This is a genomic window from Streptococcus mitis, from assembly GCF_047459985.1.
In the GTDB taxonomy this organism is placed as follows: domain Bacteria; phylum Bacillota; class Bacilli; order Lactobacillales; family Streptococcaceae; genus Streptococcus; species Streptococcus mitis_DZ.
This window is the reverse complement of record NZ_JASHHD010000009.1, coordinates 23,148-39,865: the sequence shown is the minus strand read 5'-3', so window position 1 is coordinate 39,865 and position 16,718 is coordinate 23,148. Positions and strand designations below refer to the sequence as shown.

Sequence of the window (16,718 nt, the reverse complement as noted above, 5' to 3'; positions counted from 1 at the left end):
CCTTTCTAGAGAAATGAAATTTCAGTAATTATCGTAAAAAACTGTGCTTATTACCATTATACACTAAAAAAGTTAGAAAATTATCAAAATATCAAACCTTATTTTAAAAAAAGATGGAGAAAATAAGGAAAATTGGGAAGATTTTTAAAAGGAAATTAGAAGTATGCTATAATTTAGGAAAATAATAAGGTAAGTTTCTGTTGAAATTTTAAGAATGTAAGGCAATATGTTATACTAAAAATGAGAAAATAAAGACTTGCTCAAGTAAATAAGAGGAGAAGTTATGGCTTTTTTAGATCAATTAAGAGATAGTGCTAGAATTGTGAAAGAAACAACAAGTAATGTTATTTCTGAAGGAAAGCAAAATGTTGAAAATAATCGTAAGAGGAAAGAAATCCAATTGCGACAAAATAAAATTAATGATTTATATAGATTAATTGGAATTAAATTTGTTGAAGAAAATTTAGAAGAAATCAAGGAAAATTCTCTCTATTCTTCAGAAATTGCTGAGATAAAAGAGTTATTTAAAGAACAAATAAGTATTCAAAAATCGATTGATATGGATGACCAAGATTTGATTTCTTGTCCAAACTGTGGAGAAAGTCTAGCAAGAAGTTTTGAGTTTTGCATCAATTGTGGTAAAGCAGTGAAGAAGAGTTAAAAATGAAAGATTATACTGTAAAAATAGTCTGTCCAAGTTGTTCTAAAAAGATAGGAGTGGGTTGGAAATTTTGTGCTTTTTGTGGAGAATATATTGATAATTCAAAACCAAAAGTTGAACTATGCTATCTTGATGACAATAGGAGTCACTACAATCAAAAGGAAAAAAATGCGCATTTTAAAATGCCATCAAGCTTTAAGAAGGTTAGCGAAAAAATAAAGGATAGTATTTCTGAAAAAATTGATAAGGGTGAGGAAGTTTCAGATAATACCTTGTCTTTCTTTACCTTTGTGATTACAAAAGATGGTGTTGAAATAAAGGAACTTGATGAAATTGTAAATGATCTTCAAAATAGTTCTATACAAAAGGATTATCTTGGTTATTACTTACAAAGTGAATCTGAAGATGTCTATGTCAACAATGTAAAAAGTGAAGTGGGGAAAAAACACTATCTAACGAATAGAGATACGCTTAGACAGGGTGAGACTATTTATATATTTAGTCTCATGAATCAAAAGGATGTTGAGTGGCAGCAGGAAGGAATTACTCTTCAAATAGCTGATAAAATTAGTGATAGTTTTGAAGTTTTTGATGATGAAATTCTCTATCTTATCCCAAATGATGATCAAGTAATTTTAAATAACAGCATTCTTCAGGATAAAATTCGTTTAAAAAACTATGATTTAGTATCCATTCATCACAGATTATTCCTTGTCTACGGTAATCAATTAATTTTTCAAAATGAATTGACTGAAGAGCAAGAGAAAAGTATTGCAGAAAATATCAATAGTATCTCAGATGATACAAGCTTATCTGTTTCAATTCGAAAACGTTTGGCTGGAGAAAAGCTGTTGCTTTCGGATATTGATTTTTCAGTATCTTCTGGGGAAATAGTGCTCATTTTAGGAGGATCTGGTGCAGGAAAAACAACACTCATCAATGCAATAATGGGAATTGAAAAAGCAGATGCTGAAATCTTGTTAGGAAATATTAATATTTATAATCAATTTGATAAAGTTAAAAGAATGATAGCGAATGTTCCTCAGTTTAGTTTGCACCGTGAAAAAGATAGTGTCTATATGACATTGAAAAATGCTGCTGAGATGAAACTAGTTAGGGATTTTACAAAAGACAAGTCTCTATTGGAAGATAAAATTTCAAGGGTTTTAGAGACCGTGAAATTGACAAAGAAAAGAGATTCTTTAGTGTCAGAGCTTAGTGGCGGAGAAAAGAAGAGACTAAGTATTGCAACGGAGTATATTGCAGATCCTGTTTTATTTGTCTTGGATGAACCAGATTCAGGTGTAGATGGCAGCAATGCTCGTTCTATCATGTCTAGTCTTAGAAATATAGCTGATGATAATAAGATTGTTTTTATTATTTCTCATAGTCCTGATAGAACGCCTGAGTTGTTTGACAAGGTCTTAGTTCTGGCTAAAAGTGAGGAAGAATCTTGTGGTAAATTAGCTTTTTACGGTTCTGTAGAAGAGACTTTGAGTTTTTTCAATGTAAACCAATTGGAACTTGTAGTATCTGAAGTAGAAGCGACTCCAGATGCCTACATTAAAAAATATAAAGATTATAGAGGAGATTAAGATGAATTACGTATCGAATAAAGAACAGGTGTTAATCTATTTAGGGAAATTTAAACGTAATTTCTTAAATGCAAATGGATGGTATGCATTTGTAACGACTATTATTATTGCATTGATTGCATGTATTGTATCAGGGAAAAAAGAGGGTTTTGACTCAAGGATTGTAAACACTTCATTTATTATTGTTTGTGCTTGTATTTGGATTGGAATTTTTAATTCTATTACCTTGATTTGTCGTGAGAGGGATATTATTAAGCACGAGTATCGAGGAGGGATGAACTTATCATCTTATATGTTTGCTCATATGCTGTTCCAAGGAATTATCTCTTTGATTCAAGCTGCTATTTTTTCAAGCGTCCTGTTTATATTCTATAGTAGTCAAATTTCATCGTTTTCAACTACATTTAATAATGATATTTTACGCTTTATCTCTTATTTTATGACCATATTTTTGATGATTTATTCTGCGGATGCTTTGGGCTTATTTATTTCATCAATTGTTAAAAATGTTGAACAGGCCATGACGGTCATGCCCTTTGTGATTCTGTTACAATTCCTATTTTCAGGAAATCTTCCTCTGGATGGTCTATTAAAATTTTTATCTTATTTGACAGTTAGTCGATATGGTTATGATAGCTTATTAGGCTTATCGAATACTAATACAGCTGGTTTCAGCTTATTTGGAATGAACGCAAACCAAGAACAAATACGTATAAATCTGATTATTTGTTGGTTGGTTTTGATTGCATTTTCAATTCTTTTTGCATACTTGGCAAGTAAGTTTTTAAAATCTGTTGAAAATGATACTAGAAGTTAAAGTTTTTTTATAAACATGTATTAGTAAAAATGACTTTCTATCTATTGAGAATATAAGAGGAAGACTAGTTGCCTGTCTTAGATGGGTAACTGGTTTTTCTTTTAGGTGGAATACTCTTTTTCTAGTTTTCATATTCTTAAAAAAGTGATAAAATGGTAGGAAGAATTGGAGAGTAGAGATGCCTAAAGAAGTGAATTTAACAGGCGAAGAAGTTGTCGCTTTAACCAAAGAATATTTGACGGAAGAGGATGTTCATTTTGTCCATAAGGCCTTGGTCTATGCGGTGGATTGCCATTGTGGCCAATATCGTAAATCAGGTGAACCTTATATCATTCACCCTATCCAAGTGGCAGGTATTTTAGCTAAACTCAAGCTGGATGCTGTAACGGTAGCTTGTGGTTTTTTGCATGATGTGGTTGAGGATACAGATGCGACCTTGGACGATTTGGAAAGAGAGTTTGGTCCTGATGTGCGCGTGATTGTCGACGGGGTTACAAAGCTTGGTAAGGTTGAGTACAAATCGATTGAGGAGCAGTTGGCTGAAAACCATCGCAAGATGCTCATGGCCATGTCTGAGGACATTCGCGTTATCTTGGTCAAACTGTCTGACCGCTTGCACAATATGCGGACCCTGAAACACCTTCGAAAAGACAAGCAGGAGCGAATTTCCAAAGAAACTATGGAAATCTATGCCCCACTTGCCCACCGTCTGGGGATTTCTAGTGTCAAATGGGAGTTGGAAGACCTGTCTTTCCGTTATCTTAATCCAACGGAATTTTACAAGATTACTCATATGATGAAGGAAAAGCGCAGAGAGCGTGAAGCCTTGGTGGATGAGGTAGTTACGAAACTAGAAAACTATTCGACAGATCGTCACCTAAAAGGGAAAATTTATGGTCGTCCCAAGCATATTTATTCGATTTTCCGCAAAATGCAGGATAAGAGAAAACGTTTTGAGGAAATCTATGACCTGATTGCCATTCGTTGTATCTTAGATACCCAAAGTGATGTTTATGCCATGCTTGGTTACGTGCATGAGCTATGGAAGCCGATGCCGGGTCGCTTCAAAGATTATATCGCTAATCGCAAGGCCAATGGTTATCAGTCTATCCATACCACTGTTTATGGGCCCAAAGGGCCGATCGAATTCCAGATTCGGACAAAGGAAATGCACGAGGTGGCTGAGTACGGGGTTGCGGCTCACTGGGCTTACAAGAAGGGCATCAAGGGGCAGGTTAACAGCAAGGAATCTGCTATTGGAATGAACTGGATCAAGGAGATGATGGAGCTCCAAGACCAGGCTGATGATGCTAAGGAATTTGTGGACTCTGTTAAGGAAAACTATCTGGCTGAGGAGATTTACGTCTTTACCCCAGATGGAGCTGTCCGTTCACTTCCAAAAGATTCAGGACCGATTGACTTTGCCTATGAAATCCATACAAAAGTTGGGGAAAAAGCAACTGGTGCCAAGGTCAATGGTCGCATGGTTCCGCTGACAACTAAGCTCAAGACAGGAGATCAGGTTGAAATTGTCACAAACCCGAACTCCTTTGGGCCGAGTCGTGACTGGCTCAATATGGTCAAGACCAGCAAGGCTCGTAATAAGATTCGCCAGTTCTTTAAAAACCAAGACAAGGAATTGTCTGTCAATAAGGGTCGTGAAATGCTGATGGCTCAGTTCCAAGAAAACGGCTATGTGGCCAATAAATTCATGGACAAGCGCCATATGGACCAAGTTCTGCAAAAGACTAGCTACAAGACAGAAGAATCCCTCTTTGCGGCCATTGGTTTTGGCGAAATCGGTGCTATTACCGTCTTTAACCGTCTGACTGAAAAGGAACGTCGTGAAGAAGAGCGGGCCAAGGCAAAGGCTGAAGCAGAAGAACTTGTCAAAGGTGGCGAGGTCAAGGTTGAAAATAAAGAAACCCTCAAGGTTAAGCATGAGGGTGGTGTGGTCATTGAAGGTGCTTCTGGTCTCCTAGTGCGGATTGCCAAGTGTTGTAATCCAGTGCCTGGTGACGATATTGTCGGTTACATTACCAAGGGTCGTGGTGTGGCTATTCACCGTGTGGACTGTATGAACCTGCGAGCTCAAGAAAACTACGAGCAACGTCTTCTTGATGTGGAATGGGAAGACCAGTACTCAAACTCAAATAAGGAGTATATGGCCCATATCGATATCTACGGTCTCAATCGTACAGGTCTCTTAAACGACGTTCTTCAAGTTCTCTCAAACACAACTAAGAATATCTCAACAGTCAATGCCCAACCAACCAAGGATATGAAATTTGCTAATATCCATGTATCCTTTGGTATTGCTAACCTCTCTACGCTGACTACGGTTGTGGACAAGATTAAGAGCGTACCAGAGGTCTATTCTGTCAAACGGACCAACGGCTAATTGTCCTAGCTCTTACTAGAAAGGCTATTATGAAAATCATTATCCAGCGGGTTAAAAAAGCCCAAGTGAGTATCGAAGGTCAGGTTCAGGGAAAAATCAATCAGGGACTCTTATTGTTGGTCGGTGTTGGACCAGAAGACCAAGAGGAAGATTTGGACTATGCTGTGAGAAAGCTTGTCAATATGCGGATTTTTTCAGATGCAGAAGGCAAGATGAACCTGTCTGTCAAAGATATTGAAGGAGAAATCCTCTCTATTTCTCAGTTTACCCTCTTTGCAGATACTAAGAAAGGCAATCGGCCAGCCTTTACAGGTGCAGCTAAGCCTGATATGGCATCAAACTTCTATGATGCTTTTAATCAAAAATTAGAGCAGGAAGTGCCCGTTCAGACAGGTATTTTTGGAGCGGATATGCAGGTTGAGCTGATCAATGACGGACCTGTTACCATTATCCTAGATACTAAAAATAGATAAGAAAGACCAAGCCCAGCCGGCTTGGTTTTTCTTATCTATCATAAAATACTCCAAAATGAAATCGGTTCTTGATAGGCTTTGGAGAAATCTTGTTTCAGGCTTTGGTTTATGCGATAGGAAGAAATGAGGTGTCCTAAAATTAGGAGAGTTCCTTGAAGGAAAAGTGGGACACCACTTAAACATATCAAGGAGAGAATCATCAGGCAATCCCATAGGAGGATTTGTAGGGCAAAACGCCAGAATTTCGGTCTAATCTGGGAATAGAGTTGACTAAAGTGGTCACAAAGCTGGTTAGAAAGATAAGTCAGTAGCACAGGATGAAAGAAAATGAGCCAACCGCTATAAATCAAAATCCAATCCCAAGTAAGCCCTTCTTTAAATGTCAAAAATGCCAGCATGATTCCATCGATGACAAGGAGTTGAATGGTTTTGCTGTAGATGATTTTTTTCATGCTAAAACCTCCTTTTCTTTAGAGGCACTCCCATAAAGAGATGTGTTTGTTGTAAAAATCTGGATAGTTGTCCCTTAGGTAGTTAGTCGTCGTATAATAAAAAGTAGAATGGCAAGCAGTGACGACTGGCATAAGAGAGAAAAAAAGATGAGAACTAACGAAGGCTAAAAGGACAAAAAATAGAAAATCAATGGAGAGAACTCCTAAATAGTAGAAGCGAATCTTTTTATTGATTTGAGGATAAATCTCAGAGAAATGATGTTTGAGTCGGACAAGCAAGCGAAATAGCAGGAGTCCCTGAGCAAGGAGGAAAATAAAACCAGAGAGCAAGAACCGGTCTAAAAATGTCTCTTGTCTCGTGTTAAAAAATGCAAATAGTAGCAAATCAATGACTGCAATTGCTACAAAATGGATTCTAAAGAGATTTTTCATAGGATGACCTCCCTCTTTTATCTAGCTTTATTCTACACCAAACCAATGGTAGTTACAACTAAAATGATAATAAACAGTAGAAGGGTGATTCTATTAAGTCGTCTTGCTTTCTTTATTTGAGTTTCCTTCTATTATCTAGCTTCTTCATCATTCCAGACAAATAAAGCTCCAATTGCATTGAGGATATAAAAGATATATTTACCGATATTGGCGAAGTTTCCTTGAATGCCAGCCTTTGTCAGCTGCACAAAATTGTAAATCAACCAAAAGCCCCATTGAGTTGTTAATTTTAATGCATTCAAAGCATTGGCAATGAGGGACAGTGCAAAGGCAATCGTTGTCACGTAGGCAAGGAGATTCATCTTACCTCCATAGCCGATATAGTTGGTCACAAAGGCAAAGAGGAAGGCAATAATTGAAATGATGATGGCCGCCAATTTTACCTGTTTTTGGCTCATTTGGTTGGGTCTGCCTTCTTGCGAAACTTCCCATTTTTTAATAGCAAAGGTATAAATGAGGAAGGTAACAGGATAGGTGATGATGGCCGCTTTATTTCCAAGGATATAATCAATGGTACCAGACAAAATCGTATTGACAATGCCAAAGTAATTTCCCCATTTGCTTAATTTTCCTGTAAAACGAGTGGACAACATGGAAATTCCAACGTTGGTTACGGAAATCAATCCAAAGGGAACAAGTGCAGTCCATGGTCCCCAGTCTACAAATTTATCTAGACGTGAGTTGAGGTAACCAGATGCAATCGCAATTCCAACGACCAAAGCAACCCCGAAGAGGTCAAACCATTTGGATGTCGCAAAAATTTTTAGTGATTTTTTCATAGCTTAAACTATCTTTCTTTTTTTTAACAAACATTCTACAACTAAATGAAAGTAAAATCAAATGATAGAAATAAAACCCTGAAAATCAAACTTTCAGGGTTGGTTGGGGTACTTGAGAAATTAGTCGATTTTTTCGACATAGAGTTGTTTGGCAATGTCCATACTTACTTGTAAATCCTCGTTTTTACTGAGGATAGTGAAGGTATTGCTGAAGCCATCAAACTGCTTGACTTGGAGCTGGTCACCGATGTGAAGTGAGTGCTTGTCTAGATAATTGAGAATGTCAAAACTATCATTCACCCGAGTCAGGCGGTAGGCGCCAGCTTCCTTGATATCAGCTAGTGGCAGGTTATTGATTTCAACTAAGAGTTCTCCCTTGGAAGGAATGGTGCCTCCGTGAGGGCAGGTCTTGGGGAATCCAAGCAATTTATCCAGTCTCTCCACAAATAGCTCAGAGACAGTATGTTCCAATACCTCAGCTTCCTCGTGAATCTGGTCACTCGTATAGTCTAAATGATGGACTAGAAAAACTTCAATCAAACGGTGTTTACGGTAGAGCTCAGAGACCAGTTTGAGTCCAAGGTCAGTCAGTAGATAGCCAGCTTCCTTGTCCTTGAGGATGAGATTTTCGCTCTTCATTCGTTTAATCATTTCGGTTACGGCAGGGGGAGAGACTTGCATACGAGCCGCAATTTCCTTGTTGGTAATCTTATGCAAATCTATGCCAATTTCATAAATACATTTTAGATAGTCTTCTTTGTTTGGGGTCATTCGTTTCCTCTTGTCTAATATCTTTATCTAGTATATCAAAAAAAGCTAGATTTCTCTAGCTGTGACTTTTTATGTTATACTTATTGCAAGAGAAAAAATGAGGAGATGAATATGACAAAAATAGCTCTTCTTTCAGATATTCATGGCAATACCACTGCTTTAGAGGCTGTTTTGGCCGATGCCGGGCAGCTAGGAGTGGATGAATACTGGCTTTTGGGAGATATTCTTATGCCAGGGACAGGGCGTAGAAGGGTATTGGACTTGTTGGCTGAAATACCGATTACGGCTAGAGTTTTGGGAAACTGGGAAGACAGTCTTTGGCATGGTGTCCGCAAGGAATTGGATAGTACTCGTCCCAGCCAACGCTATCTCTTGCGCCAGTGCCAGTATGTTTTAGAGGAAATTTCCCTAGAAGAAATCGAACTGCTCCACAATCAACCTCTCCAGCTTCATCGTCAGTTTGGGGATTTGACGGTAGGAATTAGCCATCATCTGCCTGATAAGAACTGGGGGCGAGAGTTGATTCATACTGGAGCACAAGAGGATTTTGACCGTTTGGTGACCAATCCGCCTTGTGATATTGCTGTTTATGGTCATATTCATCAGCAGTTGCTTCGTTACGGGACTGGTGGGCAATTGATTGTCAATCCGGGTTCGATTGGCCAACCTTTCTTTCTAGATGCCCAGCTGCGGAAGGACTTACGGGCCCAGTATATGATTTTGGAGTTTGATGACAAGGGCTTGGTAGATATGGACTTCCGACGGGTAGACTACGATGTGGCAGCTGAATTACAGCTGGCTAAAGACCTTAAACTTCCCTATTTTGAGGTTTATTATGAAAGTCTGGTCAATGGTATCCACCATACTCATAATCAGGAATTTCTGAGAGAATTGGCCCAGAAAGAGGGATATGATAGGGAATTAGATGCCTGGTTGGAAAGTGGTAATAATTGACATTACAACTGAAAAGGGTATAATAAAAGAAAAAGAAGAGTAGAGGCAGGGTAGCCTCTTAAAAAGGAGAAGAGGATGCAAATTCCAAGTAGATTTACCATTGCGACTCATATGCTGATAATCATTGCCCTCAAGGGGAAGGAAAGCAAGGTAACCAGTGATTTTCTGGCTGCTAGTGTTGGGGTCAATCCAGTCATTATCAGAAAAACCTTGTCCCAGTTGAAGAAGGCAGAGTTGATTTCAGTAGCGCGTGGGACAGGCGGAACAGAGATTGTTAAGGATCTCAAGGACATTAGTCTTTTAGATGTTTATCAAGCGGTTGAGTGTCTTGGTAAGACAGGTCAACTCTTTAGTTTTCATGACAATCCAAATCCAAATTGCCCAGTTGGAGCTCATATTCATGATGTTTTGGATCAAAAATTGGAGAGAATCCAGCTGGCTATGGAGGCTGAACTTGGTCAGACTAGTCTAGAGCAAGTCGTGGCAGATGCAGAGAATAAAATGAAGGAGTGATTTTTTCTTTAAAACAAAAAAGCTTGTGAGAAGGTTCACACCTTATCATAAGCTTTTTATCTATTTTTCCAGGCTTGGTAACGGGTATCAATTAATAATTGGGTAAGACGTCCCATGGTTTCTCTTTCTTTTGGAGTGAGGGATTGCGCTTGGACGAAGAGATGATGAATGTGTTCGATAGCCTTGAAGGAAGATAAGTCATTGATGGAGCTAATCCCAGCATCCAGAATGGTACCAAAGAAGAGGTCGAAGTAGAGCTGGAGTTCCTCATCAGGGACTGTGGCCACCCACTCCTTGAAGGTTGTGTCGACTTGTTGGCTATCACTGTTGGTTTTATCCAGTTGGACGAAGTGCTTATCCTCAATTTGCCAGCTAAAAGTATCGTGCTGAGCGATACCACCCAAGGCAGTACTTTGAACAATGATTTGGTGGGCAGGGATTTCCAGCATCATACCGATAATGGAACCTTGTGGAATGAAGACCTTGGTTCTATCCATTATCCTTTGATAGCCCTCGGTCTGTGTCAGTTCTTTATGGAGACCAGGCGCATCAAAGGTATAAACTGCTGTTATTTGATTTTGCAAGCTTTGCTCAATTTGACTAGCAGCATAGATGGCTAGATTTCCTCCCTTGGAATGCCCAGCCAGAATGACCTTTTGCTTAGGATGGTGGGCAAAAAAGTTCTTTAAATAGTGGAGGGCGTGCTTTTGGGCGGGAATTTCCTTCATATAGGTCAGGTGGAAATCTTCCTTCCAGCCAATGATACTGTCATCAGTCCCACGAAAGACAACCAGATAGGTATCGAGAGTGAGGCGGTAGGTCATAGCCGCAAACTGCTTTTGCAATTCAGGGTCAATGTCATTGATAAAATGGGAGAGTTTGCAATTTTTAAAGCGCTTGTGTTGAGCTAGTTCATCTAATAGCTGGAGGCGATTTTTACTGGTCAACATGTTAGGTTCCCTTGGAACCTGAGCTATCAGGTCTAAAAGTCGCTGAGGAGTTGAGGAGACCAGATTATCAAAGGGGAGGTAGGTGGTTTCTGTTAAGGCTAAAACATCTAATTCATTCAACGGAAGGTCGTAAAAGGAATCGTATGCAACATCTTTCAGATAGTCAAAAATATTGGCCATAGGAGCTCCTTTCTTTTTATTTATCTTATCAAATTTCCCTCAAATTAGCTAGTAGGATTGCCACACTTTGTTGGCTAAAAACAAGCTATTTCAAATTCAGTTTCAGACCTTCTAGCATGGAAAAATCTGTTATAATAATAGAAAAGGAGAAGCGCATGCACAAGATTTTATTAGTAGAAGATGATCAGGTCATTCGTCAACAGGTCGGAAAGATGCTCTCTGAATGGGGATTTGAAGTGGTTCTGGTAGAAGACTTTATGGAAGTTTTGAGTCTATTTGTCCAGTCGGAACCTCATCTGGTCCTCATGGATATTGGCTTGCCCTTGTTTAATGGCTATCACTGGTGTCAGGAAATCCGCAAGATTTCCAAAGTACCCATCATGTTTCTGTCTTCGAGAGACCAGGCTATGGATATCGTCATGGCAATCAATATGGGGGCGGATGACTTTGTGACCAAGCCCTTTGACCAGCAGGTCCTTCTAGCCAAGGTTCAGGGCTTGTTGCGCCGTTCCTATGAGTTTGGGCGTGACGAGAGCTTACTGGAATATGCCGGTGTTATCCTCAATACCAAATCCATGGATTTACATTATCAAGGGCAAGTCTTGAATTTGACCAAGAACGAATTCCAGATTTTACGAGTGCTGTTTGAGCATGCAGGCAATATCGTAGCACGTGATGACCTGATGCGGGAGCTTTGGAACAGTGACTTTTTCATTGATGATAATACGCTCTCTGTTAATGTGGCTCGTTTGCGTAAAAAGTTGGAAGAGCAGGGCTTGGTAGGATTTATCGAGACCAAGAAAGGGATAGGGTATGGACTGAAGCATGCTTGATTGGAAACAATTTTTTCTAGCCTATCTGCGCTCCCGTAGTCGTCTGTTTGTCTATCTGTTTTCTTTGATGTTTCTGGTCTTGCTCTTTCAGTTTTTATTTGCCAGTTTGGGAATTTACTTTCTCTACTTTTTCCTCTTGTGTTGCTTTGTAACCATCCTATTTTTCACTTGGGACATATTGGCGGAGATGCAGGTTTATCGCAAGGAACTTCTCTATGGAGAGAGGGAAGCTAAGTCTCCTTTGGAAATAGCTTTAGCAGAAAAATTAGAAGCGCGTGAGATGGAACTCTATCAGCAGAGGTCAGAAGCAGAAAGAAAACTGACGGATTTGCTGGATTACTATACCTTATGGGTCCATCAGATTAAGACCCCCATTGCAGCCAGTCAACTCTTAGTTGCAGAAGTAGCCGACCGCCAACTGAAGCAACAGTTAGAACAGGAAATTTTCAAAATCGACTCCTATACCAACCTAGTCTTACAGTACCTGCGTTTAGAAAGTTTCCATGACGATTTGGTCTTAAAGCAAGTTCAAATTGAGGACTTGGTCAAGGAAATAATTCGTAAATATGCTCTTTTCTTTATTCAAAAAGGCTTAAATGTCAATCTACATGACCTTGATAAAGAAATCGTGACGGATAAAAAATGGTTACTAGTGGTTATTGAGCAAATCATTTCAAATAGTCTCAAATACACCAAGGAAGGTGGTCTGGAGATTTATATGGAAGGCCAGGAACTCTGTATCAAGGATACGGGAATCGGGATAAAAAACAGTGATGTCCTCCGAGTCTTTGAACGTGGATTTTCAGGATATAATGGACGTCTGACCCAGCAGTCATCTGGACTTGGTCTCTATCTATCTAAGAAGATTTCTGAAGAACTAGGTCATCAGATTCGCATCGAGTCTGAGGTTGGAAAAGGAACGACAGTAAGAATCAAGTTTTCCGATATGAATCTGATAATTGAGTGAGCATATTAGATAAGAGCCCAAGATAAAACAACTGGGCTTTTTTATCTATAACTGTATATCCGAGTAAATTATTTTATCTAGTAGAAATATGGTTTCCTCACAAAAATGTAAGATTACTATTTTAAATGTAAGATAACTGTATGATATAACAGTAATTTTTCTGATAAAATTTAAAAATGAGAAAGAGGAAATGTGTGAAAAAGTTTAATACTTTTCAACTCAAAACGTTTTTTCTTCGGATAAGTAAAAAATTTTATTCCTTCTCTATCTATCTATCTTTTTAAATTAATTGATTTCTTCAGAGAAAGACTGTAAAATTTTTGATATAATATCAAGGATGGATTGATGGATATTTAAAAGATAATGTTCAAAAGAATTACAGATGAGAATTAAAAATATGTCAGTTTGGACAGAAGTCTCTCTACCATCATCCATGCAGAAACAAGATTATATGAAATAAAAGGAGTAACCAATGTCCGGAAACTATTCAACACGTGAATTCCGCGAAAAACTATATGATGACCTTCATGTTCGATTAAGAGATACACTGATTTTGATGTGTTCGATTTTTATTGCCTCTATAGGTCTAAATATGAATTCAACAGCTGTCGTTATTGGAGCCATGCTGATTTCCCCTCTTATGACACCGATTGTTGGACTGGGGTTTGGTTTAGCTATTTTTGATACGCGTTTAATCAAGCAATCTCTACAGGTTTTACTTACTCAAGTATTGGTCAGTTTGCTTGTCTCGACTCTGTATTTCTGGATTTCTCCCTTATCTTATGCAAGTAGCGAGTTGATTGCACGAACCTCTCCAACCATTTGGGATGTTCTCATTGCTATTGCTGGTGGGATAGCAGGTTTCATTGGTTCAAGGAAAAAAGAAGCAAACAATATCGTACCAGGAGTAGCCATCGCAACAGCTCTGATGCCACCTATCTGCACTGCAGGATATGGTTTAGCTAATGGAAATGTACGATTTTTATTTGGGGCTCTTTATCTTTTCTTGATCAACTGTGTCTTTATCATGCTAATCAACATTGTTGGAACAAGATTTTTGATTAGAAAATCTCCCTTAAGTTCATTTAATGAGCTAAACATTAAAATGAAAATTGGGTTGATATCCTTGATTGTATTATTGGTCCTTCCAGCCAGCTATTCAGCAGTCACTCTGACGATGGATCAAGCGCGAAAAGAAGGGATCAAACAGTTTGTAGGAAATGAGTTCGCCAATCATACGGTCATTAATCAAGTCTACAAGTCAAGTAGCAATGAATTAGTCTTGACAGTTGTTGGAGATCCAATTTCAGAAGAAGAATTAGAAACCATTCGCCAAAAACAAGCCTCTTACGGTATTCAATCTGTTCAATTGAAAGTCAAGCAAGTCCATAATTCGACAAAATTAGATAGTGAGACGATTAAGGAATTTTACGAAAACATTGACAAGTATATCGATCAAAAACTCTCTGAAAAAGATTCACAAGATGACATCGTAAAAGAAATTGAGGCAGACAAGGACTGAGGATAGTCAACTTATCTAACTCATGGAAGCAAATCTTGGGAGAATATCCTATATCCCAAACTTAGTAGATAGAAAAGCTTGCTGATGAAGATACTTTTGTGGTGGTTTGACCAATCACTACTAGCTCAGACTAAATAAAGAAGCAACAACGTTTTCAGTTGTTGCTTTTTTAGGTAGCTGGGATTTTTATCTCAGATTTTATCGTTTATTTTTCAACTCGTGATTTGTTGGCAATATCAGCAAGAATCAATTCTACAAATGCATCTACTGGCATAGTTTCAGTTTCTTTTTGACCATAACGGCGAACGTTTACAGCCTTCTCTTCCATTTCCTTGTCACCAACAATCAATTGGTAAGGAATCTTTTGAGTTTGTGAAGCACGGATCTTGAACTGCATTTTTTCATTGCGTTCATCCACATCTGCACGGACTCCACGGTCACGAAGTTTCTTAGCTACTTCCCAAGCGTAGTCTACGTGTTTTTCGTTAGAAACTGGGATGAGGGTTACTTGGTGTGGTGCCAGCCATGTTGGGAAGGCGCCTTTGTAGTTTTCAATCAAGATAGCTGTGAAGCGTTCCATGGTTGAGATAACCCCACGGTGGATCATCACTGGACGGTGTTCTTCACCATCAGCTCCGATGTATTTAAGGTCGAAGCGTTCTGGAAGCAAGAAGTCAAGCTGAATCGTAGAGAGGGTTTCTTCTTTTCCAAGGGCAGTCTTAACCTGGATATCCAATTTTGGTCCGTAGAAGGCTGCTTCGCCTTCAGCTTCAAAGTAGTCAACACCCATCTCATCAAGGGCAGCACGAAGCATGGTTTGGGCATTTTCCCACATTTCATCGTTATCAAAGTACTTGTGAGTATCTTGAGGGTCACGAAGAGAGAGGCGGAAACGGTACTCGTTTAGGTTGAAGTCTTCATAAACATCGATAATCAACTGAAGGGCACGTTGGAATTCTTCTTGGATTTGTTCTGGAGTTACAAAGAGGTGACCGTCGTTGAGTGACATTTCACGCACACGTTGAAGACCAGTGAGGGCACCAGATTTTTCATAACGGTGCATCATACCGATTTCAGCGATACGGATTGGCAACTCACGGTAAGAGTGAACATGGTGTTTGAAGACTTGGATGTGGTGCGGACAGTTCATTGGACGAAGGACAAATTCTTCCCCGTCACCCATGTCCATAGTTGGGAACATGTCTTCTTGGTAATGATCCCAGTGACCAGAAGTCTTGTAAAGTTCTACAGAAGCAAGTGGTGGAGTGTATACGTGTTGGTAGCCAGAAGCCAACTCTTTGTCGACGATATAACGTTCCAATTCACGACGGATAGTTGCACCATTTGGCAACCAGAATGGAAGTCCTTGACCAACCTCTTGAGAAATCATGAAGAGGTCAAGCTCTTTACCAAGTTTACGGTGGTCACGTTCTTTGGCTTCTTCACGCATTTGAAGGTAGTTTTTCAAGTCTTTCTTGTCGAACCAAGCTGTACCATAGATCCGTTGCATCATAGCGTTGTCGCTATTTCCACGCCAGTAAGCACCAGCTACGTTAAGAAGGTGGAAGATTTGAATGCGACCAGTTGTTGGCACGTGAGGTCCACGGCAGAGGTCTACATACTCACCTTGACGGTAGATGGTCAAGCCCCCCTCGTCTTCTGAGTGCTCTTCGATCAATTCTAATTTGTAAGGATCGTGTTTGAAGATTTCACGCGCTTCATCTTTTGTCACTTTTTCACGAATAGATGGGAAGTTTTCTTTAACGATTTTTTGCATTTCTTCTTCGATACGAGGAAGATCTTCGTTAGAGATTTGACCAGCTTGGTTGTCGGTATCGTAGTAGAAGCCATCTTCGATAGCTGGGCCAACACCCAAGTGAATGTCTGGGAAAAGGCGACGAGCTGCTTGTGCAAACAAGTGAGCAGCTGAGTGACGCAAGATATCAAGAGCATCTTCGTGATCAGGTGTCACGATTTCGATGCTTCCATCTTCAGTTATCGCACGAGTCGTGTCGATGAGTTTGCCGTTGAATTTACCAGCAAGAGCTTTTTTAGCTAGGGAATTGCTGATAGATTGGGCAATTTCAAAAGTTGTAACGCCAGATTCGAATTCACGAACAGCGCCATCTGGGAAAGTAATCTTAATCATGGTTTTCTCCTTATATTAGTTCTCCATTATTTTTAAAGCAGAAGTGTTTCCCTATTTTGCAGTATTAAATAAAGAAAAACAAAAAGCGACATCCTCGAAAGGACGTCGCAACGTGGTTCCACCTTCATTTATGTTCCTCAAAAAAGAGGGACACCTCTGATTGGCTCTAACGTGGCCACCGTTTTATGTTTTCATAAAAGTCAGTAGAG

At 39.3% G+C, this 16,718-nt stretch carries 16 protein-coding genes; 10 read left to right on the top strand and 6 right to left on the bottom strand.

The annotated features are described in order from the left end of the window. Nucleotides 1–283: 283 nt before the first annotated feature. From QM959_RS06345 to dtd, 5 genes are all read left to right on the top strand, one after another. Nucleotides 284–661 carry a zinc ribbon domain-containing protein gene (locus QM959_RS06345; RefSeq protein ID WP_033688324.1) on the top strand — a complete coding sequence of 126 codons (378 nt, stop codon included), beginning with the start codon at nt 284–286 and terminating at the stop codon, nt 659–661. Nucleotides 662–663: 2 nt separating this feature from the next. Then, nucleotides 664–2,256, top strand: coding sequence for an ATP-binding cassette domain-containing protein (locus tag QM959_RS06340; protein ID WP_414372148.1), 1,593 nt, complete (start codon nt 664–666; stop codon nt 2,254–2,256). Between the two features lies 1 nt (nt 2,257). Beyond that, complete coding sequence (locus QM959_RS06335; protein WP_414372146.1) at nt 2,258–3,073, top strand: ABC transporter permease; 816 nt, start codon at nt 2,258–2,260, stop codon at nt 3,071–3,073. A 178-nt stretch (nt 3,074–3,251) separates the two neighbouring features. Next, nucleotides 3,252–5,474 (top strand): RelA/SpoT family protein, encoded by a 2,223-nt coding sequence (locus QM959_RS06330; protein WP_414372144.1) that lies wholly within the window; start codon nt 3,252–3,254, stop codon nt 5,472–5,474. Nucleotides 5,475–5,503: 29 nt separating this feature from the next. Beyond that, entirely contained in the window at nt 5,504–5,947 is a 444-nt protein-coding gene (gene dtd, locus QM959_RS06325; protein ID WP_247934634.1) for a D-aminoacyl-tRNA deacylase, read from the top strand. 38 nt (nt 5,948–5,985) lie between these two features. On the opposite strand, the gene QM959_RS06320 is transcribed toward dtd, so the two are convergent. The 4 genes from QM959_RS06320 to QM959_RS06305 form a co-directional block, all read right to left on the bottom strand. Beyond that, nucleotides 5,986–6,399: a hypothetical protein gene (locus QM959_RS06320; protein ID WP_247934635.1), complete on the bottom strand. Its 414-nt coding sequence runs from the start codon at nt 6,397–6,399 to the stop codon at nt 5,986–5,988. 18 nt (nt 6,400–6,417) lie between these two features. Further along, nucleotides 6,418–6,831, bottom strand: a complete 414-nt coding sequence (locus QM959_RS06315; protein ID WP_247934636.1) for a hypothetical protein — start codon at nt 6,829–6,831, stop codon at nt 6,418–6,420. Nucleotides 6,832–6,962: 131 nt separating this feature from the next. Further along, nucleotides 6,963–7,670 carry a nicotinamide mononucleotide transporter gene (locus tag QM959_RS06310; RefSeq protein ID WP_247934637.1) on the bottom strand — a complete coding sequence of 236 codons (708 nt, stop codon included), beginning with the start codon at nt 7,668–7,670 and terminating at the stop codon, nt 6,963–6,965. 120 nt (nt 7,671–7,790) lie between these two features. Then, nucleotides 7,791–8,441, bottom strand: coding sequence for a metal-dependent transcriptional regulator (locus QM959_RS06305; RefSeq protein WP_247934638.1), 651 nt, complete (start codon nt 8,439–8,441; stop codon nt 7,791–7,793). A gap of 111 nt (nt 8,442–8,552) precedes the next feature. Here QM959_RS06305 and QM959_RS06300 point away from each other — a divergent pair, with 111 nt between their 5' ends. Continuing rightward, the gene (locus tag QM959_RS06300) at nt 8,553–9,395 is read left to right on the top strand and encodes a metallophosphoesterase family protein (protein WP_247934639.1); all 843 of its coding nucleotides are present in this window, start codon (nt 8,553–8,555) and stop codon (nt 9,393–9,395) included. Nucleotides 9,396–9,470: 75 nt separating this feature from the next. Continuing rightward, nucleotides 9,471–9,908, top strand: coding sequence for an Rrf2 family transcriptional regulator (locus tag QM959_RS06295; protein ID WP_247934640.1), 438 nt, complete (start codon nt 9,471–9,473; stop codon nt 9,906–9,908). A 56-nt stretch (nt 9,909–9,964) separates the two neighbouring features. Here the strand turns inward: QM959_RS06295 and QM959_RS06290 are convergent, their stop codons facing one another. Next, nucleotides 9,965–11,038: a DUF2974 domain-containing protein gene (locus QM959_RS06290; RefSeq protein ID WP_414372141.1), complete on the bottom strand. Its 1,074-nt coding sequence runs from the start codon at nt 11,036–11,038 to the stop codon at nt 9,965–9,967. Nucleotides 11,039–11,193: 155 nt separating this feature from the next. Between QM959_RS06290 and QM959_RS06285 the strand changes: the two genes are divergently transcribed. The 3 genes from QM959_RS06285 (at nt 11,194) to QM959_RS06275 (ending at nt 14,360) form a co-directional block, all read left to right on the top strand. Beyond that, nucleotides 11,194–11,871 (top strand): response regulator transcription factor, encoded by a 678-nt coding sequence (locus tag QM959_RS06285; protein WP_000548991.1) that lies wholly within the window; start codon nt 11,194–11,196, stop codon nt 11,869–11,871. Continuing rightward, a complete protein-coding gene (locus QM959_RS06280) occupies nt 11,864–12,838 on the top strand; it encodes a sensor histidine kinase (protein WP_247934642.1) in 975 nt (324 codons plus the stop codon). The genes QM959_RS06285 and QM959_RS06280 overlap by 8 nt, the downstream gene beginning before the upstream one ends. 472 nt (nt 12,839–13,310) lie before the next feature. Then, nucleotides 13,311–14,360 (top strand): DUF389 domain-containing protein, encoded by a 1,050-nt coding sequence (locus QM959_RS06275; protein ID WP_414372138.1) that lies wholly within the window; start codon nt 13,311–13,313, stop codon nt 14,358–14,360. A gap of 205 nt (nt 14,361–14,565) precedes the next feature. On the opposite strand, the gene thrS is transcribed toward QM959_RS06275, so the two are convergent. Next, on the bottom strand, nt 14,566–16,509 hold the full coding sequence (gene thrS, locus QM959_RS06270) for a threonine--tRNA ligase (protein WP_414372136.1): 1,944 nt from the start codon (nt 16,507–16,509) through the stop codon (nt 14,566–14,568). Between the last annotated feature and the right edge of the window lie 209 nt (nt 16,510–16,718).